This is a genomic window from Ferrovibrio sp. (genome assembly GCF_029255545.1).
GTDB lineage: Bacteria > Pseudomonadota > Alphaproteobacteria > Ferrovibrionales > Ferrovibrionaceae > Ferrovibrio.
Map to the genome: position 1 here is coordinate 33,607 of NZ_JANLJJ010000115.1, position 25,339 is coordinate 58,945.

The 25,339-nt window shown below is 62.8% G+C and carries 28 protein-coding genes and 1 tRNA gene; 12 read left to right on the top strand and 17 right to left on the bottom strand.

Annotated elements, in window-relative coordinates; all coding sequences use genetic code 11:
* The first annotated feature begins 1 nt into the window (after position 1).
* The 5 genes from kdgD (at position 2) to Q1J79_RS20600 (ending at position 5,327) form a co-directional block, all read left to right on the top strand.
* On the top strand, positions 2-913 hold the full coding sequence (kdgD, locus tag Q1J79_RS20580; protein ID WP_300304511.1) for a 5-dehydro-4-deoxyglucarate dehydratase: 912 nt from the start codon (positions 2-4) through the stop codon (positions 911-913).
* A gap of 11 nt (positions 914-924) precedes the next feature.
* Positions 925-1,746 (top strand): NAD(P)-dependent oxidoreductase, encoded by an 822-nt coding sequence (locus tag Q1J79_RS20585; RefSeq protein ID WP_300304514.1) that lies wholly within the window; start codon positions 925-927, stop codon positions 1,744-1,746.
* Positions 1,747-1,748: 2 nt separating this feature from the next.
* On the top strand, positions 1,749-2,834 hold the full coding sequence (locus Q1J79_RS20590) for a mandelate racemase/muconate lactonizing enzyme family protein (protein ID WP_300304517.1): 1,086 nt from the start codon (positions 1,749-1,751) through the stop codon (positions 2,832-2,834).
* Positions 2,835-2,849: 15 nt separating this feature from the next.
* Positions 2,850-3,698, top strand: a complete 849-nt coding sequence (locus Q1J79_RS20595) for an amidohydrolase family protein (RefSeq protein ID WP_300304520.1) — start codon at positions 2,850-2,852, stop codon at positions 3,696-3,698.
* A gap of 249 nt (positions 3,699-3,947) precedes the next feature.
* Positions 3,948-5,327 (top strand): DEAD/DEAH box helicase, encoded by a 1,380-nt coding sequence (locus Q1J79_RS20600; RefSeq protein ID WP_300304523.1) that lies wholly within the window; start codon positions 3,948-3,950, stop codon positions 5,325-5,327.
* Positions 5,328-5,381: 54 nt separating this feature from the next.
* On the opposite strand, the gene pcaC is transcribed toward Q1J79_RS20600, so the two are convergent.
* From pcaC to pcaH, 8 genes are all read right to left on the bottom strand, one after another.
* A complete protein-coding gene (gene pcaC, locus Q1J79_RS20605; RefSeq protein ID WP_300304526.1) occupies positions 5,382-5,777 on the bottom strand; it encodes a 4-carboxymuconolactone decarboxylase in 396 nt (131 codons plus the stop codon).
* Positions 5,778-5,793: 16 nt separating this feature from the next.
* Complete coding sequence (gene pcaD / locus Q1J79_RS20610) at positions 5,794-6,576, bottom strand: 3-oxoadipate enol-lactonase (protein ID WP_300304529.1); 783 nt, start codon at positions 6,574-6,576, stop codon at positions 5,794-5,796.
* 20 nt (positions 6,577-6,596) lie between these two features.
* Positions 6,597-7,946 carry a 3-carboxy-cis,cis-muconate cycloisomerase gene (locus Q1J79_RS20615; protein ID WP_300304532.1) on the bottom strand — a complete coding sequence of 450 codons (1,350 nt, stop codon included), beginning with the start codon at positions 7,944-7,946 and terminating at the stop codon, positions 6,597-6,599.
* Positions 7,940-9,262 (bottom strand): TRAP transporter large permease, encoded by a 1,323-nt coding sequence (locus Q1J79_RS20620; RefSeq protein ID WP_300304535.1) that lies wholly within the window; start codon positions 9,260-9,262, stop codon positions 7,940-7,942. Before Q1J79_RS20620 ends, Q1J79_RS20615 begins: the two co-directional genes overlap by 7 nt.
* Positions 9,259-9,699 carry a TRAP transporter small permease gene (locus tag Q1J79_RS20625; protein ID WP_300304538.1) on the bottom strand — a complete coding sequence of 147 codons (441 nt, stop codon included), beginning with the start codon at positions 9,697-9,699 and terminating at the stop codon, positions 9,259-9,261. The genes Q1J79_RS20620 and Q1J79_RS20625 overlap by 4 nt, the downstream gene beginning before the upstream one ends.
* A 94-nt stretch (positions 9,700-9,793) precedes the next feature.
* Positions 9,794-10,843, bottom strand: a complete 1,050-nt coding sequence (locus tag Q1J79_RS20630) for a TRAP transporter substrate-binding protein (protein WP_300304541.1) — start codon at positions 10,841-10,843, stop codon at positions 9,794-9,796.
* Between the two features lie 40 nt (positions 10,844-10,883).
* Positions 10,884-11,453, bottom strand: a complete 570-nt coding sequence (pcaG, locus tag Q1J79_RS20635) for a protocatechuate 3,4-dioxygenase subunit alpha (RefSeq protein WP_300304544.1) — start codon at positions 11,451-11,453, stop codon at positions 10,884-10,886.
* A gap of 1 nt (position 11,454) precedes the next feature.
* Positions 11,455-12,162 carry a protocatechuate 3,4-dioxygenase subunit beta gene (pcaH, locus tag Q1J79_RS20640; RefSeq protein ID WP_300304745.1) on the bottom strand — a complete coding sequence of 236 codons (708 nt, stop codon included), beginning with the start codon at positions 12,160-12,162 and terminating at the stop codon, positions 11,455-11,457.
* A 150-nt stretch (positions 12,163-12,312) separates the two neighbouring features.
* On the opposite strand from pcaH, the gene Q1J79_RS20645 reads away from it, so the two are divergent.
* Positions 12,313-13,080, top strand: coding sequence for an IclR family transcriptional regulator (locus Q1J79_RS20645; RefSeq protein ID WP_300304547.1), 768 nt, complete (start codon positions 12,313-12,315; stop codon positions 13,078-13,080).
* Positions 13,081-13,086: 6 nt separating this feature from the next.
* Here the strand turns inward: Q1J79_RS20645 and Q1J79_RS20650 are convergent, their stop codons facing one another.
* Positions 13,087-13,500 carry a thioesterase family protein gene (locus tag Q1J79_RS20650; protein WP_300304550.1) on the bottom strand — a complete coding sequence of 138 codons (414 nt, stop codon included), beginning with the start codon at positions 13,498-13,500 and terminating at the stop codon, positions 13,087-13,089.
* Between the two features lie 158 nt (positions 13,501-13,658).
* Between Q1J79_RS20650 and Q1J79_RS20655 the strand changes: the two genes are divergently transcribed.
* Complete coding sequence (locus Q1J79_RS20655; protein ID WP_300304553.1) at positions 13,659-14,147, top strand: MarR family transcriptional regulator; 489 nt, start codon at positions 13,659-13,661, stop codon at positions 14,145-14,147.
* 2 nt (positions 14,148-14,149) lie between these two features.
* On the opposite strand, the gene Q1J79_RS20660 is transcribed toward Q1J79_RS20655, so the two are convergent.
* The 4 genes from Q1J79_RS20660 to Q1J79_RS20675 all read right to left on the bottom strand — a co-directional run bounded on the left by Q1J79_RS20660 (position 14,150) and on the right by Q1J79_RS20675 (position 18,455).
* A complete protein-coding gene (locus Q1J79_RS20660) occupies positions 14,150-15,406 on the bottom strand; it encodes a thiolase family protein (RefSeq protein ID WP_300304556.1) in 1,257 nt (418 codons plus the stop codon).
* Positions 15,396-17,258 (bottom strand): feruloyl-CoA synthase, encoded by a 1,863-nt coding sequence (locus Q1J79_RS20665; protein ID WP_300304559.1) that lies wholly within the window; start codon positions 17,256-17,258, stop codon positions 15,396-15,398. The genes Q1J79_RS20660 and Q1J79_RS20665 overlap by 11 nt, the downstream gene beginning before the upstream one ends.
* A gap of 115 nt (positions 17,259-17,373) precedes the next feature.
* Complete coding sequence (locus tag Q1J79_RS20670; RefSeq protein ID WP_300304562.1) at positions 17,374-18,216, bottom strand: crotonase/enoyl-CoA hydratase family protein; 843 nt, start codon at positions 18,214-18,216, stop codon at positions 17,374-17,376.
* 152 nt (positions 18,217-18,368) lie between these two features.
* A tRNA-Leu gene (locus tag Q1J79_RS20675) sits at positions 18,369-18,455 on the bottom strand.
* A 286-nt stretch (positions 18,456-18,741) separates the two neighbouring features.
* On the opposite strand from Q1J79_RS20675, the gene Q1J79_RS20680 reads away from it, so the two are divergent.
* From Q1J79_RS20680 to Q1J79_RS20695, 4 genes are all read left to right on the top strand, one after another.
* Complete coding sequence (locus Q1J79_RS20680) at positions 18,742-19,737, top strand: helix-turn-helix domain-containing protein (RefSeq protein WP_300304565.1); 996 nt, start codon at positions 18,742-18,744, stop codon at positions 19,735-19,737.
* A gap of 149 nt (positions 19,738-19,886) precedes the next feature.
* A complete protein-coding gene (locus Q1J79_RS20685; RefSeq protein WP_300304568.1) occupies positions 19,887-20,441 on the top strand; it encodes a YqaA family protein in 555 nt (184 codons plus the stop codon).
* Between the two features lie 10 nt (positions 20,442-20,451).
* Complete coding sequence (locus Q1J79_RS20690) at positions 20,452-20,946, top strand: disulfide bond formation protein B (RefSeq protein ID WP_300304570.1); 495 nt, start codon at positions 20,452-20,454, stop codon at positions 20,944-20,946.
* Positions 20,946-21,506: a demethoxyubiquinone hydroxylase family protein gene (locus tag Q1J79_RS20695; protein ID WP_300304573.1), complete on the top strand. Its 561-nt coding sequence runs from the start codon at positions 20,946-20,948 to the stop codon at positions 21,504-21,506. The genes Q1J79_RS20690 and Q1J79_RS20695 overlap by 1 nt, the downstream gene beginning before the upstream one ends.
* A gap of 19 nt (positions 21,507-21,525) precedes the next feature.
* Here the strand turns inward: Q1J79_RS20695 and Q1J79_RS20700 are convergent, their stop codons facing one another.
* From Q1J79_RS20700 to Q1J79_RS20710, 3 genes are all read right to left on the bottom strand, one after another.
* Positions 21,526-22,071 carry an HNH endonuclease gene (locus tag Q1J79_RS20700; RefSeq protein ID WP_300304576.1) on the bottom strand — a complete coding sequence of 182 codons (546 nt, stop codon included), beginning with the start codon at positions 22,069-22,071 and terminating at the stop codon, positions 21,526-21,528.
* A gap of 105 nt (positions 22,072-22,176) precedes the next feature.
* Entirely contained in the window at positions 22,177-22,851 is a 675-nt protein-coding gene (locus Q1J79_RS20705) for a dienelactone hydrolase family protein (RefSeq protein WP_300304579.1), read from the bottom strand.
* A gap of 23 nt (positions 22,852-22,874) precedes the next feature.
* Positions 22,875-23,570, bottom strand: coding sequence for a DNA-3-methyladenine glycosylase 2 family protein (locus Q1J79_RS20710; RefSeq protein ID WP_300304582.1), 696 nt, complete (start codon positions 23,568-23,570; stop codon positions 22,875-22,877).
* 36 nt (positions 23,571-23,606) lie between these two features.
* Here Q1J79_RS20710 and gluQRS point away from each other — a divergent pair, with 36 nt between their 5' ends.
* Positions 23,607-24,488, top strand: a complete 882-nt coding sequence (gene gluQRS / locus Q1J79_RS20715) for a tRNA glutamyl-Q(34) synthetase GluQRS (protein WP_300304584.1) — start codon at positions 23,607-23,609, stop codon at positions 24,486-24,488.
* Here gluQRS and Q1J79_RS20720 read toward each other — a convergent pair whose 3' ends face one another.
* Positions 24,489-25,295 carry a hypothetical protein gene (locus Q1J79_RS20720; protein WP_300304587.1) on the bottom strand — a complete coding sequence of 269 codons (807 nt, stop codon included), beginning with the start codon at positions 25,293-25,295 and terminating at the stop codon, positions 24,489-24,491.
* Positions 25,296-25,339: the final 44 nt, after the last annotated feature.

A 25,339-nucleotide genomic window follows, 5' to 3' on the forward strand; every position in this document is an offset into this window, starting at 1 on the left:
AATGGATCCCAATACCCTGAAGGCCGTGATTTCCAGCGGCCTGCTGTCCTTTCCGGTGACCGATTTCAATGCCGCCGGTGATTTCGAGCCGAAAGGCTATCGTCGCCGCCTGGAATGGCTGATGCCTTATGGCGCCAGCGCCCTGTTCGCCGCGGGCGGCACTGGCGAGTTCTTTTCTCTGGCGCCCGGCGAGTACAGCGACGTGATCAGGACCGCCGTCGAGACCTGCAAGGGCAAGGTGCCGATCCTGGCCGGCACTGGCTATGGCACCCGACAGGCCATCGCCTATGCCCAGGAAGCGGAAAAACTCGGCGCCGCCGGCCTGCTCATCATGCCGCATTACCTGGTGGAGACCGACCAGGAGGGCATCTGCCGGCATATCGCCGCCATCTGCAAATCGGTGAAGATCGGCGCCATCGTCTACAACCGTGGCATCTGCCGGCTGGGGCCTGACGCGCTGGCCCGGCTGGCCGAACAATGCCCGAACCTGATCGGCTTCAAGGATGGCATCGGCGACCTGGAGCTTATGGTGGCGGTGCGCCGCAAGATGGGAGATCGCCTGGCCTATCTCGGCGGCCTGCCAACGGCCGAATTCTTCGCCGCGCCCTACAAGGCCATGGGCGTCCCGGTTTATTCCTCGGCCGTGTTCAATTTCATCCCGAAAACCGCAATGGATTTCTATCGCGCCATCGCCAGCGATGACAGCGCGACGGCGACCAGGATTCTCGATGAATTTTTCATGCCCTACTCGCTGATCCGAAACCGCCGGCCGGGCTATGCCGTTAGTATCATTAAAGCGGGCGCCCGCCTGGTCGGCTATGATGCTGGTCCGGTCCGCACCCCGCTGGTGGATTGCAGCGAGGAGGAGCATGCCATGCTCAAGGCGCTGATCGACAGAATGGGGTCGCAATAAGGGAGGCCGGCATGAAACGCGTCCTGCTGACCGGAGCATGCGGTGGCGTCGGCAGCCGCCTGCGCCAGTTGCTGAAACCGCTCTATCCCGAGCTGATCCTGAGCGACATCAGGATGCCGGCCGATCTGCACGCCGACGAGACTTTCATCCAGGCCGACCTGGCCGATATGACCGAGGTGGAGAGAATCTGCCAAGGCGTCGATGGCATCGTGCATCTCGGCGGATTCTCGGTGGAAGGGCCATGGGAGACGATCCTCAGCGCCAACATCATCGGCACCTACAACCTGTTCGAGGCGGCGCATCGCAAGGGCGTGAAGCGCGTGGTCTTCGCTTCGTCCAACCACGTGATGGGGTTCCATCCGCGCAGCCACAAAATCGGGATCGAGGCGGTGCCGAAACCCGATACCCGCTATGGCCTGAGCAAGCTGTTTGGCGAGGGCGTCGGCGCGCTTTATGCCCACAAGCATGGCATGGGCGTACTCAGTATCCGCATCGGCAATTTCGGCGACGAGCCGATCGACGAACGACGGCTGGCGATCTGGCTGAAACCCGATGATCTGGTGCAGCTGATCCGCATCGGCCTGGAGAAGCCCGATCTGGTTTACGAAGTCGTCTACGGCATGTCGGACAACAAGCGGGCCTGGTGGGACAATGCCAATGCGCTGAGACTCGGCTATCGGCCAGCGGGCCAATCCGAGGTTTTCGCCGCCGCGGCGCTGGAAGCGCAGAAAAAACTGCCCAAGGACGCGATTGGCGATCATTTCCAGGGTGGCAGCCCGTTCTGCAGCCAGGAATTCGACGGCGATTTCGAGGCCCTGAAGAAACGGCTGTAAGGATGCGGATCAAAAGCATCGAGACCATCACGCTGAAAATCCCCTTCGGCGATCTCTATGCCGGGCCGCGGGCGAAGCGGCGCGGCTGGACCGAGTTCGATACCCTGCTGCTGCGGGTCGAGACCGAGGACGGCGTGGTCGGCTGGGGGGAGGCTTTTGCCTACAGCTGCGCCTCGGCGGTGCGCGCCGCCGTCCTGGACATGGTGGCGCCGCTGGCCATTGGCCGCGACACGGCCGATATCCCGGCCTTAAGCCGCGACCTGCAGAAGGAGCTGCATATCTGGGGGCGTTACGGCATCACCATTTTTGCGCTTTCCGGTCTGGATATCGCGCTGTGGGATATCGCCGCCAAACGGGCCGGCAAGAGCCTGTCGACCCTGCTCGGCCGGCAGCGGAACCATGTGCCCGCCTATGCCAGCCTGGTGCGCTATGGCGGGCCGGACGCGATCGCGGCCATGACGCAGAAAGCAGTGGCGGAAGGCTATAGCGACGTCAAGCTGCACGAAATCGCCTACGAGGTGATCGCGGCGGCGCGTAATGCTGCCGGTCCACATATCCGCATCACCACCGACGTGAATTGCGGCTGGAGCATGGCGGAAGCCGAAGACCTGCTGCCAAAGATGAAGGATCTCGACCTGTTCTGGGTCGAGGAGCCGATCTTCCCGCCGGAGGATTACGAAACGCTGGCCACCCTGCGCCGTCGCTTTGGCGTGCCGCTCTCGGCTGGCGAGAATGCCTGCACCGCGATGGAATTCCGGCGCCTGATCGCCGCGCTGGATTACCCGCAGCCCAGCGTGACCAAGGTTGGCGGCGTGAGCGAATTCCTCGCCGTAGCAAAACTGGCCCGGGCCGGCCGCAAAACCCTGATGCCGCATTCGCCCTATTTCGGCCCCGGCTACTGGGCCACTTTGCAGCTGGCGGCGCATCTGGATGACGTCGGACTGTTCGAGTTCCTCTATGTGCAGCCCGAGGCCTTCTGCGGGCATGACATCCCGCTGCCGCAGCAGGGCCGCATCGTCATCCCCGATACGCCCGGTATCGGTTTCACACCCGACGAAGACATGCTGACCCGCTACCGTGTTGCCTGACCGCTGGAGCCAGTTATGAGCTATACCCGCATCCTTACCGGCCCCAAGCCGAAATTGCAGATGCCCAAGGGTGCCTGCGACACCCATATTCATTTCTACGACAGCCGCTACACGGCCTTGCCCGGCACGCCGACGCCGCCGGATGCCTCGGTGGCCGATTACCGCCATGTGATGGCCTGGCTGGGTATCGAACGCGCCGTCGTCGTGCAGCCGAATGCCTATGGCGATGACAACCGCCTGACCATGGCCGCTACTGCCGAGCTGGGCGACATCGCCCGCGCCGTGGTGGTGGTAAAGCCCGGCGTGACGGATGCCGAGCTGGAGCGGCTGACCAAAGCCGGAGCACGCGGCCTGCGCATCATGGCGCTGCTGGGTGGCACGCTCGGGCTGGATGTGGCCGAGGAGATGGCCGCCCGCGTGGCGCCGTTCGGCTGGCACCTGCTGCTGCAACTCGATGGCCGCGACCTGCCACAGCATGAAGCGATGATCCGCCGCCTGCCCTGCAAGGTGGTGATCGACCATATCGGCAAGTTCCTTGAGCCGGTGCCGGTGGCACACCCCTCTTTCCAGTGCCTGCAGCGCCTGGTCGATAGCGGCAATGTCTGGGTCAAACTGGCCGCCGCCTACGAAACCTCGAAAACCGGCAAGCCGAAATATGAGGATGTCGGCATGCTGGCGAAGGCGCTGGTCAGACAGGCGCCACAACGCATGATCTGGGCCAGCAACTTCCCGCATGCCCAAGCGGCCAAATTCGGCTATCCCGACGAGGCCATCCTGCTTGACCTGATGCTGGATTGGGCGCCGGATGCCGCCGATCGCCAGCGCATCTTCACCGACAACCCTGCGGAATTGTACGGCTTTTGAGGGTAATCGGTTATTTCCCTTGACCTTGGACCGTATAAGGCCCATATACCGCCTGCCGTTTCGATGGCATTCGCGTCGTGGCCGCGTGAGCGGAGAGCGTAAACCTGCTCTTTCGTCCTGCCCGACGCCTCGCACTCCCATTCACGACCCAGGTCACGCGGGGACGTTTTTACCGGACCCGCGTCCGACCGTCGCGCTGCAGGCGAACCCGCCTGGCGCCGTCGTGCGCTTACCCTTAAGGATTCCATTTTGACCAGTTTTACCGATCTCGGCCTCGACCAGGCCCTGCTCAACGCTCTCATTGCGGGCAAATACACCCAGCCGACTCCGATTCAGGCTCAGGCCATCCCGCCGGTTCTCGCCGGCCGAGACCTGCTTGGCATCGCCCAGACCGGCACCGGCAAGACCGCTGCCTTCGCCCTGCCGATCCTGCATCGCCTGGCCGCCGGCAATCGGCGCCCGGCACCTAAGACCTGCCGCGCGCTGATCCTCAGCCCGACCCGTGAGCTGGCGTCCCAGATCGCCGACAAATTCCGCGCCTATGGCCGCGAGATGAAACTCTCGGTCGTCACCGTCTTCGGCGGTGTCGGCATGAACCCGCAGGTACAGGCCCTGGCCCGCGGCGTCGATGTCCTCGTCGCCACGCCAGGCCGCCTGATCGACCATATGCAGCAGGGCAACCTGCGTCTCGATGCGGTCGAGACCGTAGTGCTGGACGAGGCCGACCAGATGCTCGACCTCGGCTTCGTGCATGCCATCAAGCGCATCTCGCAGGCACTGCCCAAGCAGCGCCAGAGCCTGTTCTTCTCGGCCACCATGCCGCAGAGCATTGGCCAACTCGCCGCCGGCTTCCTGAAAGACCCCGTGCGCGTCGAGGTCACCCCGGCCGCCACCACGGTCGAACGCATCGACCAGCAGGTGATCTTCGTCGAGGCCGAGCGCAAGCGCGCACTGCTCGCCGAAATCATGGCCGATCCCGCCATCACCCGCGCCCTGGTTTTCACCCGCACCAAGCATGGCGCCGACCGCGTTGCCCGCCATCTGACCGGTGGCGGCGTGCCGGCCAGCGCCATTCATGGCAACAAGTCGCAGAGCCAGCGTGAGCGCGCCCTCGCCGATTTCAAGGCTGGCCGCGTGCGTGTCCTGGTCGCCACCGACATCGCCGCGCGCGGCATCGATGTCACTGGCGTCAGCCATGTGCTGAATTTCGAGCTGCCGAACGTGCCGGAAAGCTACGTGCACCGCATCGGCCGCACCGCGCGTGCCGGCAAGGACGGCATGGCAATCTCGCTCTGCGCCCAGGACGAACGCGCCTACCTGCGCGACATCGAGAAAGTGACGCGTCAGCGCATCCCCTTCACCGACCGGCGTGGCGACGCCAAACTGGCAGCCGCCACCGCCGCCGAACCGAAAGGCGAGGCCCGGTCGCATCAGCAGCAGCGCCCGCATGGCCACAGCCATGGCGGCGGCCGCAATGACGGCCAGCGTGGCGAGGCCCATCGCGGCGCCCCCCATCGCAGCGAACAGGGCCAGCCGCAGCAGAACCGCAAGCCTGGCGGCAACAAGCGGTTCGGCCGGCCGCAGCAGGGCGGCGGCCAGAATCGCGGCCAGCGCAGCGCGGCGCACTGACCGGTACACCCGTTCAAAGAAAAAGCGGCATCGAAAGATGCCGCTTTTTTATTGTCAGAATTTGTAGCCGTCTGTTTCCATCTGGGCGAAAACCTCTTCGGCCCAGTGGGTGGCGCTGTTGCCCGCTGGCACGCCGCAATACACGGCCGCCTGCTTGATCACCGCGCGGATATCGTTTTTGGTCAAGCCGTTGTTGAAAGCGGCCTTCACATGCAGCTTGAATTCGTCAACGCGATTAAGCGCGATCATCATCGACAGCACCATGCAACTGCGCGTCTTGCGATCCAGGGTGGGATCGGTCCAGATCTCGCCCCAGGCATAGCGGGTGATGAAATTCTGGAAATCGCCGTTGAAATCATTGACCTTGGTGAGTGAGCGGTCGACATGGGCATCGCCCAGTACCGCGCGCCGCACCGTCATGCCCGCGCCATAGCGTTCCTTGTCATCCATTGCAGTTTCCTCTTGGTCAGCCGGCCAGAAAGTCGGTCAGCAGCTGGGTGAATTCCTCGGCGCGCTCGACATTGGAGAGATGGGCCGCCGGCAACTCGGCATAGCGGGCGCCGGGGATGGTATCCGCCACGGAACGACCCTCCTGCGCCGGCGTGGCCAGATCATGTATGCCCGCGATCACCAGTGTCGGAAGTCGGATCGCAGCAATCGATTCCCGCTGATCCATGTCACGCACCGCAGCGCAGGCGGCACAATAGCCTTCGGGCGCGGTAACCAGCAGCATATCGGAGATTCGCTGCACGGCAGCTGGATGCAGCCTGACGAAATCCTCGGTGAACCAGCGCTGGATCACGCCATTGAGAATGACCGCCATGCCGCCTTCCCGCACCGTGGCGATGCGGGTATTCCAGACCTCCGGCGTCCCGATTTTCGCTGCGGTATTGCACAACACCAGCCGGCTGAACCGCGCCGGGGCATGGATACCTAGCCACATGCCGGTCATGCCGCCCATCGACAGGCCGCAGAACATCGCCTTGGCAATGCCGAGGCTGTCGAGCAGCGCCAGCACATCCAGCCCGAGCCGGTCGACCTGATACGACGCCGGTGGCAGGCCGGACTGGCCGTGGCCACGGGTATCGTAACGCAGCACGCGATACCGCTGAATGAGCGCCGGCATCTGCGGCTCCCACATGCCCAGATCGGTGCCAAGCGAATTGGACAGCACCAGCACCGGCGCCGTCTCCGCCCCGTCCAGCCGGTAATGCAGTTCGACGCCATCGTCGCAGGCGATAAACGGCATGAAGCCTCCTGTGTTGTCTGCTACTGTCGCCGCGCCGCCAGAACGCGATCCACCAGCATTGGGGCCACGCCTGTATATCCAAGCGGGTCGAAGAGTTGTGCCAGCGTTTCAGCGCCCAGATGCTGGGTCACCACGGCATCCTCGGCCAGCACATCGCGCAGATGGCGTTTCTCGGCCGCCGCCTGCTTTGATGCTGCTTCAACGCGCTGGTGCGCGGCCATACGGCCGATCTTCGCACCCAAAGCCATGGTCACCGCCTCGGCCATGATCAGGCCGTCGGTGATGTCGAGATTGGCACGCATGCGCGCAGCATCAACCTCGAGTCCTTCAATGGTTCCGGTCATCTGCGTCAGGGCGCCGGCGGCCAGTTGCACCAGCTCTGGCAGCACCTGCCATTCGGCATGCCAACCGCCAAGCCCGCGCTCATGTTCCTGCACCATGCCGCTGAGCAGACTGCCGGCCAGATGCGGTACCCGGGTGGCGGCAGAGAGCACGACAGCCGCCGTCACCGGATTGCGCTTGTGCGGCATGGTCGAGGAGCCGCCACGGCCCTCTCCGGCCGGCTCGAAAGCCTCGCCCACATCGGTCTGCATCAGCAGCGCGATGTCGCGCGCCATCTTGCCCAGGCTGCCGGTCAGCAGGGCCAGCATGGTCGCCAGCTCTACCACGCGGTCGCGCGCGCCATGCCAGGGCATGGCAGGCAGGCCGAGATTGAGATCCTCGGCCAGGGCCGTCGCCACCTGCAGGCCCCTGTCATCCAGCGCCGCCAGCGTGCCGGCGGCGCCGCCGAATTGCAGCACCAGCAGGCGCGGCTTCAGTTCCATCAGCCGGGTGCGATGCCTCTCGACGGCGTCGAGCCAGCCGGCAGCCTTCAGGCCAAAGGTGGTCGGCAGGGCATGCTGCAGCCAGGTGCGGCCAACCATCGGGGTCTGCCTGTGGTTCATCGCCAAACCGGCCAGTGCTGCCGACAGGCGCGCCAGATCGGCCTCGATCAGGGTCACGGCCTGCCGCAGCTGCAGCACCAGGCCGGTATCCATGGCATCCTGACTGGTGGCGCCCCAATGCACGTAACGCGCCGCCTCGCCATCTTTCTCGGCCACACGGGCGGTCAGCGCCTTAATCAGGGGAATCGCCGTATTGCCGGCCCTGGCAGCCGCTTCGGCCAGAGCGGCCTGGTCGTAAGCCTCGGCGCGGCATTCGGCAACGATGGCTGCCACGGCGGCCTGGGGTATCACACCCGTCTTCGCCTCGGCCCGGGCCAGCGCCGCCTCGAAATCCAACATGCCCTGCAGATGGGCATGATCGGAAAACACGGCAGCGATGGCCGAACCGGCAAAGAGGGGGGCGAAGAGGCCCCGGTCAGCTACCATTTCACAAGCTCCAGCAATCCATAGGTCAGGACCGGGAAGATCAGCAGAAGGGCAACGCGCACCGCATCCGAGATCAGGAACGGCACCACCCCGCGGAAAGTGTGCCGCATCGGTACGTCGCGCGCCAGCTTGTTAATGACAAAAACATTCATGCCGACCGGCGGCGTGATCAGGCCGACCTCGACCACGATCAAGATCAGAATGCCGAACCAGATTGCGGTCTGCTCGGCCGTCAGGCCGAAATCCAGCGCGAACACCGCCGGCAGGAAAATCGGCAGGGTCAGAAGGATCATGCTGAGCGAATCCATCAGACAGCCCAGCACCAGGTAGACCAACAGGATCATCAGCATGACCAGCATCGGCGACAGGCCGCTGCGACCGATGGCATCGGCCAGTTCCTGCGGCACGCCACTCAGCGCCATGAAGGAATTGAAGATATCGGCGCCGATCAGGATCATGAAAATCATGCCGGTACTGATCGCCGTGTCGCGCAGGCATTCGATCAGGCCATGGAGCCGCAGGCCATTCATGGTCACCGCGATCAGCAGTGCGCCAAGCGTACCGAAGGCAGCCGCCTCGGTAGGCGTGAAGACCCCGGAATAGATGCCACCGAGCACCAGCACGAACAGCAGCAGGATCGGGATCAGGTCACGCAGAACCAGCAGCCTCTGACTCCAGTCTGAACGTGGACCGGCCGGCCCCGCCTTGGGATTGATCCGCACGTAGATGGCAATCGCGATCATGTAGCCAATGGTCGCCAGGATACCCGGCAGGAAGGCAGCAAAAAACAGCTTGGCGATATTCTGCTCGGCCAGGATGCAATAGACGATCAGCGGTATCGATGGCGGGATCAGAATGCCGAGCGTGCCCCCGGCCGCCAGGGTGCCGGTTGCCAGGCTGCCGGCATAGCCATAGCGCTTCATTTCCGGCAGCGCGACCTGCCCCATGGTGGCGGCCGTGGCCAGCGACGAGCCGCAGATCGCGCCAAACATGGCGCAGCCGCCGATGGCCGCCATGGAAAGGCCGCCACGAACATGACCGATGAAGGCATTGGCGCCCGCAAATAGCGCGCGACTGATACCGGCACGAGAGGCGATATAGCCCATCAGCAGGAATAACGGAATGACCGAGAAACTTTCCGACGACAGGGTAAAGAACGGGCCGGTCTTGAGGCGATTGAGGAACGGCAGCCAGCCGGACAGCATGATATATCCGCCGGCACCCGACAGGATCATGGCAATGGCGATCGGGACACGGATCACCATCAGAACAATCATCACGCCGATAAACAGAACGCCGATACCGAGGCTTGTCATTCCATCACCTTCGCGACATCGGCCGCATGACCGTCGGTCGCATCGCGCCAGGCCGCAATCAGGCTGGAAATGGCCAGCAGGGCGAGGGACGGCACCACGACGATGAAGCCGATCCAGGTCGGCAGGCGCAGCACCATCGATTCATCATTGGCAACCCGCAACTCCATGCCACCGATGCCCATGCGCCAGGCCAGGACGGCGGCAACCACGGCGACGCCAAGGCTGGCGAGTACATCGAGCCATTTCTTCACCACCGGTGGCGCCGCCTCGGTGAAGACATCGACGATGACGTTCCCCTTGCTCAGCTGGCAATAAGGCAAAAACAGCGCGATAGCGGCCGCCATCAGCAGGGCCACGATCTCGATATCGCCCGGGATCGGCGTATTGAGAAAATAGCGACCCAGAACGCTGATCACGGTGATCGATGCAGCGGCCATCAGGATGAAACCACCCAGAACCGCAAGAAGGGTGCAGAACCGGTCAAACAGCGAAGGCGGCCGGAAACCGGCCGCCTTCGCCTGCGCAGATGCGTCAGTTGGTTTTTGCGCCATGCTTGTCGATCAGGGCCTGCGCTGCAGCCAGCAGCTTGGCGCCGTCCTTGCCTTGCTTGTTCATATCTTCCACCCAGGCAGCATGCACCGACTCGGCCAGCTTGCGCAGCTTGGCGGTTTCGGCATCCGGCATGGTCAGGATCTTGTTGCCGCGTGCCTTGGCGGCATCCAGGCCCGGCTGTTCGACATCTTCCCAGGCCTTGCCGATGCGTGCGGTGATGGCGGAACCGGAATTGGCGTCGATCACCTTCTTCAGATCGGCGGGCAGCCCGTCATACTTCTTTTTATTCATCGCGTAGAGGAACACGGAAGTATACAGGCCACGCGGCCCGAGGACCAAGGTGTGATGATCCGTTAACTCATACAGGCGCAGCGGCACCGTCACTTCCCACGGCACAACGGTGCCCTCGACCACATTCTTGGACAGCGCTTCCGGGGTCTGCGGCACCGGCATGAAGATCGGCGTCGCGCCATACTTGGCCAAAGCATCGCCAACCGGACGCGACGGGGCACGCAGCTTCATGCCCTTCAGGTCATCCACGCTCTGCACGGCCTTGCCCTTGGTATGAATCACGCCACGGGCATGCACATGGAACAACAGCGGATGCACATCCGGGAATTCGGCCTTGGCATAGGTCTCGTAGAATTCCCAGGCTGCCTTCGTGGTGGCCTCGGCATTATTGATCATGAACGGCAGTTCGAAGACCGACATGATCGGGAACCGGCCAGGGGTATAGCTGGGCAGCGTCCACACCACATCGACGATGCCGTCGCGCACCTGATCATAGAGCTCGGGCGGCTTACCGCCCAATTGCATGGCCGGGAAGATGCGCGACTTGATCTTGCCCTGCGACTGTTCCTCGACAGCTTTGGCCCAGGGCTCGATCAGTGATTTCTGTGACGGTGCGCCGGCGGGCAGGAAATGCTGGATCTTCAGTTCAACTTGCGCGGCGACCGGCGCGAATGCCGCCGGAGCCAGGGTAGCGCCCACCACCATGCAGGCGGCAAGGGCGAGGCGACGTGTAAGCATGATTTTCCTCCTTGTTAATTGGCGCTTCCGGCGCCTTCGGTCAGCAATCGAAGAACACGGTTTCCTTCTGACCCTGCATATGGATGTCCCAATGATATTCCGCTTTGCCGCCCTGGCGCTGCGCGACCAACGTCGGACGGCGCGCGGCATCCTCGATGAGGCCCAGCACGGGATCATCGGCATTTCCCGCCTCATCCGAGAAATAGATACGGGTATACAGATGCCGCAGCATGCCGCGCATGAACACGCAGACCACGATATGCGGCGCCTGCAGGCTGTTGCCCGGTCCGGGTACGGCGCCCGGCTTCACGGTGGCAAAGCGGAAGCCACCATCCTTGTCGGTCGGCACGCGTCCAAAACCGAGGAAGCCGCCATCCAGCGGCTTGTCCTGCAGGTCGTCGGGATGGGCGTATTTACCATCGGCATTGGCCTGCCAGAATTCCAGCAGGGCATCGGGGACCGGCTGGCCTTCGCCATCAAAAACACGCCCGGAAATCACGATCTTTTCGCCTTTGGAGGCATCTTTCGCGATGTCAGCCCGGGTCAAGGCCGTCAACCCCAGATGCAGGTAGGGGCCGACCGTCTGCGAGGCAGTGGGAACGAGCGCCATCTTACTGCTTCTCCATAGGCGTGGCGTCACGGCCGCGCAGCACAATGTCCCAGCGATAGCCAAGCGCGAATTCGGGGATCGTCGTCTCCAGGTCAAAGGTGGAGATCATGCTGTCGCGCGCACGCTGGTCGGTGACACAGTTGAATATCGGATCCAGCGGCAACAGCGGATCGCCGGGAAAATACATCTGGGTGACGAGGCGGGTCATGAAGCTGGGGCCAAACAGCGAAAAATGGATATGCTGCGGCCGCCATGCGTTGTGGTGATTGCGCCAGGGATAGGCACCCGGCTTGATCGACACGAAACGATAACGTCCTTCATCATCGGTAACGGTTCGCCCATAGCCGGTAAAGTTGGGATCAAGCGGCGCATCGTGCTGGTCGAGGGCATGGCGGTAGCGGCCGGTTGAGTTGGCCTGCCACACCTCGATCAGGGTCCGCGGCACCGGGCGACCATTTTCGTCCAGTACGCGTCCGGACAGGATGATCCGTTCGCCAATCGGCTCGCCGTCATGCTGCTTGGTGAGATCATTGTCGGTCGGGCCAATCAGCTCATGGCCGAATAGCGGTCCGGTAATCTCGGACAATGTCTGCGGCACCAACACCAGGGGTTTGCCCGGCGCGCGTTTGATCGAGGACTGGTATGGCGGATGCAGATAGTTCGGCTGCGTTCCGGCCGCCGGCTTTTTGTAGCCGATCAGGGCTGACATTCGTTTTTCCTCCCCGGCCTTAACCGTATGGGTAATGGCCGTATCCTGCCGACAGCAATCTTTGTCAAAAGATTCGACATCAGCTTGACTTATTGTGCGCATAACGCACAATGATTTGTATATTTAACATTTCTAGCGGATCAGCCACCCTTGTCAACCGCCATCAATGTCCGCGATTTTTCCACTTCGCTTGCCCGCGGCTTGCGCGTCATCACGGCTTTTGACCGCGACCATGACGAAATGACCCTGAGCGAGGTCTCGCGCCGCGCCGACATGACCCGCGCCGCAGCCCGCCGGTATCTGCTCACCCTCTGTGAGCTTGGCTATGTCACCGGCGACGGGAAATATTTCCGCCTCACGCCGCGTGTGCTGGAGCTCGGATTTGCCTTCCTCACCTCGATGCATATCTGGGAACGCGCCCAGCCCTTCATGGAGCGGCTGACTGAACAGGTGAATGAATCCTGCTCAATTTCCGTGCTGGAAGACAGCGATATCGTCTATGTCGCCCGCGTGCCGACCAAGCGTATCATGTCGGTCGCGCTTGGCATCGGCACGCGCCTGCCGGCTTTCTGCACATCCATGGGCCGCGTGCTGCTGGCCGATCTGCGGCCGGCGGAACTGGAGCAGTTTTTCGTGCAGGCGGAATTCCGGCCACTCACGCCGTATACCATCACCGATCCGGCCCTGCTGCGCGACCGCATTGCTGCCGTGCGGCAGAATGGTTATGCCGTCGTCGACCAGGAACTGGAAGTCGGGCTGCGCTCGATTGCCGTGCCGATCCGCAACCAGGCCGGCCGCGTGCTGGCAGCCATGAATGTCAGTGGCCATGCCAGCCGCATCAGCGTGGAGGAAATGCAGCAGCGGTTCCTTTCGCCGCTGCTCTATGCGGCCGAGGGCATCCGCATGGCCCTGGCCTGAACTGGATCAGGCGAAACAGTCCCTGATTGCCTGCGGTACCGGCAGTGCCTTCAGCCGACCGGGCTTGTCGGGATGCGCGGCCGCCCAGACGCGACGTTCGTAGCCATCCACCGCCAGCGCGCCGGCGTTAAACACCTTATGGCTGACGATGAAATGCTTCTCGCTCCATTCCGTGATACAGCTGTGCACTTCGATGGTGTCGCCGAATTTCGACGGGCTGAGGAATTTTGCATTGGCCTCGGCAATCGGGATGCCCACCACGCCGTGCTTGTCAAAGACGTCCCGCATGTCGAGGCCGACACTGTCCCACAGATGCCGGGTTGAGGCATCGAACCAGGCGAAATAATTCGGATAAAACACGATCCGCGCCGGATCGGCATCGCCCCATTCGATACTGATGCGATGAATGTTAACCTTCATGCGATTCCCCCTCTTTTCCAGCCGGGCATTCGGCATTATTGTTGTAGATTATAACAATAATGCCTGCCGATTTTCAAAATTCCCACAGATCAATTGCCAGCCCTGCCGATATCTTCTAAACCCGGGACAGACAGGCATTTCGAGCTCGGACGAACACTATGGCCGTGAAAAAAACAAAGCCCGCCGCATCGACTGAAGCAGCCCCGGAGCCGGCCGGGCGCGTCGATCTCGGCCTGCTGGATGGCCTGTTGGGTTATCGCCTGCGCCGCGCCCAGCTTGCGGTGTTCCAGGATTTCATGACCGCGATGAAGGATTACGACCTGCGTCCGGCGCAATTCTCGGTGCTGGCCATCATCGAAGCGAATCCGGGCCTGAAACAGTCCCGGGTCAGCGAGGCATTGGGAATCAATCGCGCCAATTTCGTCGCCCTGCTTGATGAACTGGAACAGCGCAAGCTGGCCCGGCGGGCTGCCGCTGCCGGCGATCGCCGCTCGAATGCTCTCTATCTGACGCCAAAGGGCGAAAGCTTCCTGAAGGAAGCCTATCGTCACCTGCTGCAGCAGCACGAACGGCGAATCGAAGCCGTGCTGGGCAGCGCGGACAAACACCTGCTGCTCAGCCTGCTCGACCGCCTCACCGCGCTGTAGGCCTATTTGGCTATCGCATCCGGATTTTCGATCAGCAGGGCAATGCCCTGACCGCCGCCGATACAGGCGGAAGCGATGCCGTAGCGCAGGCCAGACCGCTGCAACTCGCGCGATACTGTCACCGACAGGCGCAGTCCGGTGGCAGCCAGCGGATGGCCGATGGCAATGGCGCCGCCATTCACATTCAGCTTGTCGCGCGGAATCCCCAATACCCGCATACAGGCCATCACCTGGGCGCCGAAGGCCTCGTTAATCTCGAAACGGTCGACCTGGTCGACCGCAATGCCGGCCTTGGCGCAGACAGCGCGAATCGCCGGCACCGGACCGATCCCCATGATCTCAGGCGGCACACCGACACTGGCCCCGGCAATGATCCGGCCGAGAGGCTTCCTGCCTTTGTCCCGCACGTAATCGCCGGCGGCCACCACCGCTGCTGCGGCGCCATCCACCACGCCGGATGAATTGCCGCCAGTCTGTACGCCGCCAAAGGCCGGCCGTATCTTGGCAAGGGTTTCGATCGGTGACGGGCGCACATGGGTATCTTCGGTTACTTCCGGTGCTTTGCGACCCAGCTTGATTCCCCGGGAATTGTAACCCTTCAGCTCGAACTCCTCGCTGCTGACCGGCACGATCTCGCCCGCGAAGAAACCCGCCTGCCGAGCCTTCACCGCGCGGTCAAAGCTTTCGGCGGCATAGACATCAACCTCCTCGCGGGTGATCTGGTATTCACGGGCGAGGTTTTCGGCCGTGTCGCCCATCATGATACCCGGCGCCGGGTCGATCAGGGCTTCCCAGAGGAAATCCTTGAATTCGACCTGCCCCATACGGAACCCATTGCGATGGGTATAGGCGGCAATCGGATTGCGGCTCATCGATTCGGCGCCCACTGCCAGACCCGCCCTGGCCTGACCAAGCTTGATCTGGCTGGCCACCTGGATGATCGCCTCGATGCCCGTGCCGCAGACACGCTGCACAAGATGCGCTGGCACTCCAACCGGCACGCCAGCATAGAGGCCAATGTGGCGCGGCAGCATATAGGCATCATACGAGGCCTGAGCCATGCTGCCGGCCACCACGCTGCCGATATCCTCGGCCGGAACGCCGCTTTTCTTCAGCGCCTCGCGCGCCGCCTTGATGCCGAGGTCGATCGGCGAAACATCGGCCAGCGGCCCCATGTAATCGGCGAAGGGCGTACGGGCGCCATCGACCAGCCAGATGTCGTCAAAATCAATGGCAAGGGCGTGAGCTTCAGGCGACATGAGCAATTCTTTCCTCTGCGGTAATAACCCGGCCGGATGGCTGGGCGGCATAGAGATCCTCGACCAGAGCAGCGCGATGGGCGAGCACGGCGCGCTGGTTGATCGAGCCCTTGTCGGTAACCTCGCCGACATCGAGCGAAGGCAGTTCGTCGAGCAGGATGATATGCCCGATGCGGCTGGAACTGCCGGTGGCCTGTGCCGCGAAACTGCCCAGCAGATCGCGAAAGCGGGCGCGCACCCGCGGATCGGCGACCAGTGCGGACAGAGGCGCGTCGGGCGGCAGATCTGGGCAGAGGACGCGGCAATTTTCGATATCGATGATCACCAGCCCGGCCAGATCATCGCGGTCATGGCCTGCCACGACCAGATCACGCACATAAGGCGCGAAATGGGCGATGAAGCGGCCGCGCAGCGGACCGACGCTGACCCAGGTGCCGCTGGTCAGCTTGAAATCCTCGGAAATGCGGCCATCGAACAGCAGCCCCCTGTCCGGACGCTCGGGATCGATGAACTTGGCTGCATCGCCCATCATGTAATAGCCGTCTTCGTCGAACGACTTGGCGCTGACATCCGGCATCCGCCAGTAGCCCGGCGTCACATTCGGGCCGCGCACCCGCACTTCCAGTTTCTGTCCATTCGGCACCAGCTTGAGTTCCTGGCCCGGCACCGGCAAGCCGATAATGCCGGAACGGTCAACCGGCCAATTGGCGCATAAAGCGAAAGGCGCCGTCTCGGTGGCGCCCAGTCCGCTGATGATCGGAATGCGCTCACCGATAGTTGCGATGGCGAGTTCTTCCAGTTCACTCCAGACATGCTGCGGCAGCGCCGCGCCAGCGTAGAAAATCATCTTCAGCCGGCTGAAGAATGTTTCGCGCAACGCCTGCTCTGCCCGCAGATAGGGCAGCAGCATCTCGAAACCCTTCGGCACATTGAAATAGACGGTCGGCGCGATGTCGCGCAGGTTACGCACGCTGCGCTCGATCAGGGCCGGGACCGGCTTGCCCTCGTCGATATACAGCGAGCCGCCATTATAGAGCGCGATACCAACATTGTGATTACCGCCGAAGGTGTGATTCCATGGCAACCAGTCGATAAAGACCGGCGGCTCCTCGGCGAAAACCGGCAGCGACTGCACGATCATCTGCTGGTTGCTGCACAACATGCGCTGCGTGTTGATCACGCCTTTCGGCATGCCGGTCGAACCGGACGTGAAAAGAAACTTGGCGATCGTATCCGGACCGACCGCCGCATGCGCCCGTTCCACCGCGTCGCTGGCAACGGTCGCTGACAAATCGCTGAACGGCGTCGATCGGTTGCCAAGGGGGTTTTGCGTCACCACCACTTCCGTGTCGGAGGGCACAACGGCAGCAATCGCCTTGCCATAGCGGGTACCGTCGGCGGCGAAAACCAGGCCAGGCTTCAGCACATCCAGCACATGGCGCAACTTGCCGTAATCGCTGGACACCAGCGAATAGGCGGTCGAGATCGCCGCTGAAGGGATACCGACATGCTGGGCGGCAAGCGCCAGCAGGCAATGTTCGATATCGTTATCGGACAGGATGGCGACCGGCCGCTCGAGGGATAATCCGCGATCGAGCAAGGCTTGACCGAGGTTGCGCACGGCGTCCAGGGCCTGGGCATAACTGACATGACGCCAGCCACCGCTAGCATCGCGCTGGCCGAGAAACACCCGATCCGGCGCGACGCGCGCCCAATGGGTCAGGCGTTCGGTCAACCGCTGCGGATAGGTATCCAGCGCTTCGGGCGAGCGCATCAGGATCGTGCCATCATCCAGGCGCGTCAGTTCGGTCTCGGCGCGGCCAAAACGAACCTGGCGATGCGGATGCGTCATGCTTTGTATCTCCTCCCGACCTGTAGACCTGTCTTTCAATAAAACGGCCGCTTCCGGAGGCCGTCTCGGCAGGCGCCTGCCGCGTTATGCGCGGTCAGGCATGACTGTCTTGCCGCTACTTGCCGACCTTGCCGGCACGCTTTTCCAGGAAATCGCGGATGCGTTTCTTGGCTTCGATATCAGCCTGCGCGATGGAAGAAATCATTGCTTCCATCATGTAGCCGGCTTCCGGCGCGCTCTCGGCAATGCGCGGCAGGGCATGCATCACGGCAAAATTGGTCATCGGCGCATTGCCCGCGATCTTGGCCGCCAGCTCCAGCGCTTTGGCCATGCCCTCACCAGCACCGACCAGATACTGCGACAGGCCGATGGCGTGGCCTTCCTCGGCATTATAGACGCGGCCGGTCAGCATCATATCCATCATGCGGGCGACGCCGATCAGCTTCGGAATCCGCACTGAACCACCACCACCGACGAAAATGCCGCGCTGCCCCTCGGGCAGGGCATAGAAAGCAGACGGCTCGGCAATCCTGACATGGGTGGAGGCGGCCAGCTCCAGGCCGCCGCCGATTACCGCGCCATGCAGCACCGAGATCACCGGCACGCGGCCGAACTGGATATGGCGGAAGGACTCATGCCACATCATCGAATGGCCGACTCCTTCGCTGGCCGAAAGTTCCTGGGTCGAGGAGAGGTCGAGGCCAGCCGAGAAATGCTCGCCATCCCCGTCCAGCACGACCGCCTTCACCCCTTCGGGCGGCAGAGTGAAAAAACGCTGCAGCCCCAGCACAGTGGCATTGTCGAGCGCATTGCGCTTTTCCGAACGTTTCAGCCGCAGGATGGCGACGTCACCGCGGATCTCTGCGGCCAGGGTCGGCGGCAGGCCAAGGGTGACATCAGGGCTACCGGCTTCCTGGCTGTCCGGTCCGGGTTTCTTCTCGACTGTGGTGAGGCGCATGACGGTTGTTTTGGTTAGGTTGAATAATTGTTATGGAATATAACGATTCTGGCGGCCGAGGCAAGCTGCCTTTGCCGTACGGTCCGGACAGAGGCAGGCCAATGGCTGCCTTTCCTGAAGGCCGGCCGATTTCTGCAGGATTTTCAGGATGGTGGTGCCCCAGGCCGGACTTGAACCAGCACGCCCGCAAGGGCAACGGATTTTGAGTCCGTCGCGTCTACCAATTCCACCACTGGGGCCCGACAAGAACTGTCGGATTGCGGCGCGGATATTACCCAAGCAGCCGCCTTAATCAACCGCCGGCCCCGCCGACATTCCATGTATCCGCCCGGATAATGCCAAATTTTATCAGCAAAAACAGAGGGAAGCAGATCGCCACGCCGCCTTATCCGGATATGGACTTATCAGGGTATGGGCACCTTTGCGCGGTATTCGCACGAATGTACGGAAAAGGCTTACCCTCTGCTGATGACCGGGTTACAATAATATAGTTGGATATCCAATAAAAAACCCGGGGAGGGTAATGTGGGCGCGCTCTCGGTCGTTTCGACCGCGCAAGTGGCACCGGCGGAACGGCTGGCGCTGTGGGGCGATTTCGTCTGGCGCCATATCGGCCGCCTGCAATCCGATACCTTTGGCGACAGGCGTTTCGATGGCCGCCTTGCCATCGGCGATCTTGGCGGCCTGAAACTGCTCGACATCGTCGCCAGCCGTCATCGGGTGGTCCGCACCAACACCCTGATCCGCCAGGATGATCGGGGCTATGTGAAGGTCGTCGCCCAGATCGAGGGCTCGGCCTGCTTCGAGCAGAATGGCCGCAAAGTGGTGCTTTCCCCCGGCGAGTGGAGCATCTACGACACCACGCGATCTTATATTGTCTCCAATCCCGAAGCGATCCGCCAGCATGCCATATTGCTGCCACGCGACCACCTCACCCGGCTTGGTCTCGATCTCGACAATCTGGTGGTACGGCGGTTTTCAGGTCGCAGTGGCGTTGGCAGGCTGACCTACGATTTCCTGACCTCGGCCTTTGCTGAAATGTCGGCCGTAACTGCCGGCAGCGGCGGCAACGACATTGCCGAAACGATGTCGCATCTGGTTCGTTTGGCGGCGCTCGACCGGCTGGGCACCAGCACCGAAACGGCCCTGCGCGAGACAACAAGGGATCGCGTCAAAGCCTATATCGATACGCATCTGCACGATCCGATGCTGTCGCTGGACCGCATCGCCACGGCGATCGGCTGCTCCAAACGCTATCTCCACAAGCTGTTTGCCGACGAGGAAGAAACCCTGAACAGCTATATCTGGCGGGCGCGTCTGGAGCGTATCCGCCAGGACCTGGCGCATCAGGCGCTGCGCGATCGCTCAATCACCGAAATAGCTTTTGGCTGGGGCTTCAACTCCTCGACCCATTTCAGTCGCAGCTTCCGAGAGCGCTATGGTGTGACCCCACGCGGTTACCGCGCCATGGCCCATGGCGACGGCAATTTCTGGCTCCGGCTGGCCGACGCGGCAGAATAATCCGGAAAAACCGGGGCAAACCACAATCTTGTCATCGCCGCCAGCCCGGCTGATGCATGGACAAGCCAACGCCCCTCCGGCATACACAGCGGACCCGTTTTCCCGCCGGAGCGTATTGATCCGTGTTTCGCAAACTTTATGACTGGACCATGCGTCAGGCCGCACGCCCGAAGGCCGGCCGCGCACTGGCGGTGGTGTCCTTCCTGGAAAGCTCGATCTTTCCGATCCCGCCGGATGTCATGCTGATCCCAATGTGCCTGGCCAACCGGGCACGAGCCTTCGAATATGCCCTGATCTGTTCGGTTGCGTCGGTGATCGGCGGCATGTTCGGCTATGCCATTGGCCATTTCCTGATCGAGACAGTCGGCCAGTGGATCATCAATCTCTATGGCTATGCGGACAAATGGCATGCCTTCGAGGCCGCCTATGCCGAATGGGGCGTCTGGATCATCCTGATCAAGGGCTTGACCCCAATCCCCTACAAACTGGTCACCATTGCCAGCGGCGCGGCCCATTTCAGCCTGACGGTTTTCATCATCGCGTCGATTGCAACGCGCGGCGTGCGTTTCTTCCTGATTGCCGGCCTGTTGTGGAAATTCGGCGCGCCGATCGAGAGCTTCATCGAAAAACGGCTGACCATCCTAGGCTGGGTATTCCTGATCGGTTTGATCGGCGGTTTCATCGCGGTGCGCTATATCTTCTAGGATGGGGGCCATGATCAGAGCCTTTCTGCTCGACCCGAAACACGCCGGCCTGATGGTTGCCGCGCTCAGCAGCTTCACGCTCGGTCTCGTCTTTATCGCGCAATACGGCTTTGGCCTGGCGCCCTGCGAGCTGTGCCTCTGGCAACGGTGGCCGCATGCTGCGGCGATCCTGCTTGGCCTTGCCGCGCTGCTGCTGCCGCGCTGGCGGCCAGCCCTGCTGGCGCTGGCGGCCTTCAGCATCCTGGTCGGCGGCGGCATCGCGGTTTTCCATGTCGGCGTCGAGGAAAAATGGTGGCAGGGTCTGACCAGCTGCGGCGGCGGCCCGACCCCGAACAGCATCGATGCCCTGCGCGCCCAGTTGATGACCGCGCCGGTGGCCCGCTGCGATGAAGTGGCTTTCCGTTTCCTCGGCCTCTCCATGGCCGGCTGGAACGTGCTATGGTCGGCCTGCCTCGTGGTCTTTGCCGCCCTGGCGGCGAAACGCGCCGGGCAGGAGAACAAGTGATGCAGTCGTCTGCACATGCAAAAAAAGCCCGACTCGCTGGCGATCCCAATCCGCGCCAGTTGCTGGAGCGCATCCTGCGCGTTGACCATGCCGGCGAATACGGCGCCAGGCGCATTTATGAGGGCCAGCTGGCTGTCCTGAAGGCGGCGCCTTCGACGCCCACCATCCGCCACATGGCCGAGCAGGAGCAGGAACATCTGGACGCCTTCTCCCGCCTGCTGCCGCAGCGCCGGGTGCGCCCCACCCTGCTGTCGCCGCTCTGGCATGTCGGCGGTTTCGCCATGGGCGCTGCCACCGCGCTGCTGGGCGAGAAAGCCGCGATGGCCTGTACCGAGGCCGTCGAGGAGGTCATCGACGCCCATTACACGCGGCAGGTCGCGGCGCTGGGCGAATTAGAGCCGGAATTGCGTGAGCTGATCGAGAAATTCCGCGCCGACGAGATCGAGCATCGCGACACGGCGCGGGCCGAAGGCGCGCAGGAAGCGCCGGGCTACGCCCTGCTTTCCAGGGGCATTAAAGCGATCACCCGCGGCGCTATCTGGCTGTCGGAACGGGTCTAGGCCCAAACGCCGAAGCACCTTACGGTTCCAGCTCGCTGTCCCAGTAGAGGAAATCGCGCCAGCTTTCGTGCAGGTAGTTGGGCGGGAAGGCGCGGCCGTTGCGCTGCAGCTCCTGCACGCTGGGCACATGGGGCTTGATACGCGGATGCATCGCGCAGTCATGCGGCATGCGACCGCCCTTGGTCAGATTGCACGGCGCACAGGCCGCCACCACATTGTCCCAGCGCGTGAGCCCGCCGCGCGACCGCGGAATGACGTGATCAAAGGTCAGTTCATGGCGGCTGCCGCAATACTGGCAACTGAACCGGTCGCGCAGGAACAGGTTGAACCGGGTGAAGGCAGGCCGGCGCGCCGGCGCGATATAGCGCTTGAGCGCCACCACGCTGGGCAGACGCATGCGGAAACTGGGCGAACGGATTTCCTGATCGTATTCCGACAGGATGGTGACACGATCCATGCAGACCGCTTTCACCACTTCCTGCCACGGCCAGACCGACAGCGGGAAATAGGACAGCGGCTGGTAATCCGCATTCAACACTAACGCTGGACAACTCTCAGGGTTCATTGCATCCCCAGGTCCCGGTTGCGTTGCACTACATTACCATATGCGGGGTTACCGCATCATGACAACTACCTTATTTTGTAAAGCCTGCGGTACGCCCGGCCAGGGTTATATAGCGCGCGCCAAAGCCTCGGCCAGAAAGGCGCCGCCAAGTTGCAGACCATCGGAATCGATGCCATGGCCCAGCCCCGGGCAGACATGGAACCGGGCCGGGCAATCGGCATCCGTCAGGCCCTGCAGGGCGGCAAACATCGCCTCGATGGGCACGATGTCGTCGGCATCGCCATGGATCAGCAGAATCGGCGGCCGGCTGCGGATTTCCTCGCGCAGGCGGCCGCCCAGCAGGGCACCGGAATAGCCGAGAATCGCGGCCGGAGTTGGCTCGCGCCGCAGACCGACATGCAACGCCATCATGGTGCCCTGGCTGAAGCCGACCAGCGCCAACCGGTCGCCCGACAGACCATGGCGTTTCAGTTCGGCATCCAGAAAGGCATCGAGTTGCGGCGCCACGTCCTCGGCGCCGGCCTGCATGGCTGCATAGATCTGGGCCGCATGATGCGGGTCGCGGCGCAACAGTTCGGGATCGTAACTATCGAGGCCAAACCATTGCCGGCCACCACCCAGGCCGGGCGGAAAACCGAAGATATGCCCGGGCGCATGCGGGGCAACGAAGGCGGCCTGCGGCAGCAGGCGCTGCCATTGTGCACCGAGTTCGATCAGGTCGTTGCCATCGGCGCCATAGCCATGCAACAGCACGACGAGGTGCCGAGCGCTGCCCTGCAAGGGCCTGAGCCTGGGCCCATCAATCATGGCTTGAGTCCGTTTGCCGCACGATCCGTCGTCAGGCGGTTCTGCGTCACGGCATAATAGCGCCAGAGCAGGCGCGCGGCGACGCCGCGATGCGGCCGCCAGGCCTCGGCCAGCGCGTCCATCGTTTTCACATCCGGTCGCGCCGGCAGGTCGAACAGTCGCTTCACGGCTTCCTGCAGTGCCACATCATGGGCCGGCCAGATATCTTCGCGGTCGAGGGCGAACATCAGGAAGATTTCCGCCGTCCAGCGCCCGACGCCCTTTACTTCGGTCAGCATGGCGATGGCGGCGTGATCGTCCAGTTTTGGCAGGATGCCAAGATCAAGTGCGCCCGATTTCACCGCCCGGGCCATGTTGCGCAGATAGGTCAGCTTCGGGCCGCTGAGGCCGCAGGCGCGCAGGCGCGGTTCGCTGAGCTTCAGCAGCCGCTCGGCACTGAAGGCGCCATTGGCACGGCCCTGCACGACGGCCTCCAACCGGCCCCAGATCGTATTCGCTGCCGCCACCGATATCTGCTGTTCCACCACGATGCGGCAGAGATTCGCGAAATCCGCCGGCCGGCGACGGTCCGACACGAAGCCGACCAGTTCGAACGCCTGGGCAAACCTGGCCTCGCGGGCGCAAAGCTGGGCCAGCGCCTGTTGCGTGCGCTTGCGATTATCGGGCTTTGTCTTCGGCGGAGGCTTTGCCATAAGCTGTCATATCGAATCCTTGCATCAGTCTGACCGATGTCCCCGCTCCTTGTCACGCGCTGCGCCCCGAGCCCGACCGGCTACTTGCATCTGGGCCATGCCTATGCCGCCGGAATCGCCTATGCCCGGGCCCGGCAGGCCGGCGGCCGTTTCCTGCTGCGGGTCGAGGATATCGATCTCACCCGCTGCCGGCCGGAATTCACTTCGGCCATATTCGAGGATCTGGCCTGGCTGGGCCTGCGCTGGGAACAACCGGTGCGCCGCCAATCGGAGCATTTCAGCGAATACCGCTCAGCCCTCGATGGCCTGCGGGATCGCGGCCTGCTCTATCCCTGCTTCTGCACCCGCAAGCAGATCGCCGCCGAAATCTCGGCCGCCGGGCAGGCGCCGCATGGCTTCGAAGGCGCGGTTTATCCCGGCACCTGCCGGTATCTGAGCCAGACCGAACGACAGGATCGCACAGCCGCTGGCGAAGCCTATGCCCTGCGCCTCGATGTGGCGGCAGCCTGCGCCCAGGTTTCCGGCTGGCCGTTACGCTGGCAGGACGAAGCCGCCGGTGAACAGGCCGTGATGCCAGAACTGCTGCGAAACGGTTTCGGCGATGTGGTGCTGGCCCGCAAGGATACGCCGGCCAGCTACCATCTCTGCGTCACCCATGATGATGCCCTGCAGGGCATCACGCTGGTCACCCGTGGCGACGACCTTTTCCCCGCAACCCACCTGCATCGCCTGTTGCAGGCTTTGTTCGGCTGGCCAACACCGGCTTACGCCCATCACCGCTTGCTGACCGACGACAGCGGCGAACGGCTGGCCAAGCGTAAAAATGCACCGTCGCTGCGTGAGTTGCGTGCCGATGGCATGTCGGCCGCACAGGTCTGGCGCATGGCTGGCCTCGATGCGGGCCTGTTCGCCGCCTGATCAGCGAATGGGCTGTCGCCGCCGGGTTTCGGGATCGAGCCAATCCAGCATGGGCGCCATCCAAGGACGAGCCGGATTATCCAGGATCAACTGGTCGATCTGATCAATTACACGCTGTCCGCCCGTCGTGCGACTGCAGGTGATGCCACCCCTGATCAGGCTGGGGATATCGGTGATTGGCAGGCCTGCGATATCGGGAGCCGGTTTCTCCTGGCGTGCCTGCCATGTCGCCTCGAACGGATACAACAAGACCCAGTCCAGCCTTTTGGCTGCCAGCATCGAAACCATGTTGCTGGTTTTCGCCAGTCGCACCAGCGGTGCGGACTGCAGCAAAGCGTCCAGCATTGCTCCGTATGACCGATTGTCGTTGATCCCGCCTTTCAGCCTGTCCTGCGACAACAGGCGCCGCATCTCAATGCTGCCATCCGTCCGGCGGAAATCGCCAAAGGTCCGGACATCATCGGCCCTCACCACCAGGGCCAGGGCCGGCATATGCATGAAGTCGTGGCTGATCAGGAATTGGCCTTCGCGCGCCGGGGTGCGGGCCAGGCCACTGGCACAGACCGTGATGTCCTGACGTTCCATGGTCTTGAGCAGCCGGCCCAGCGGCAAGCTCTGAACGTGGTGCGCATAGCCCGGCAGATGTTCGAGAAGCCAGCCCAGCGCCTGATCACCGAAACCATGGCTCCGGGACGTGAAAACCGGCGGCCACTCCGTTTTCAGCCAGAGCACTGCATCCTGTGCTTTGACCCCAGCGGGCAGCAGACCAATTCCAAACAGAACCAGAATGAATACCAGACGATGCATACTGCTTTCAGTAGCATTTGGACTGGTGACATTCACAGATTTAG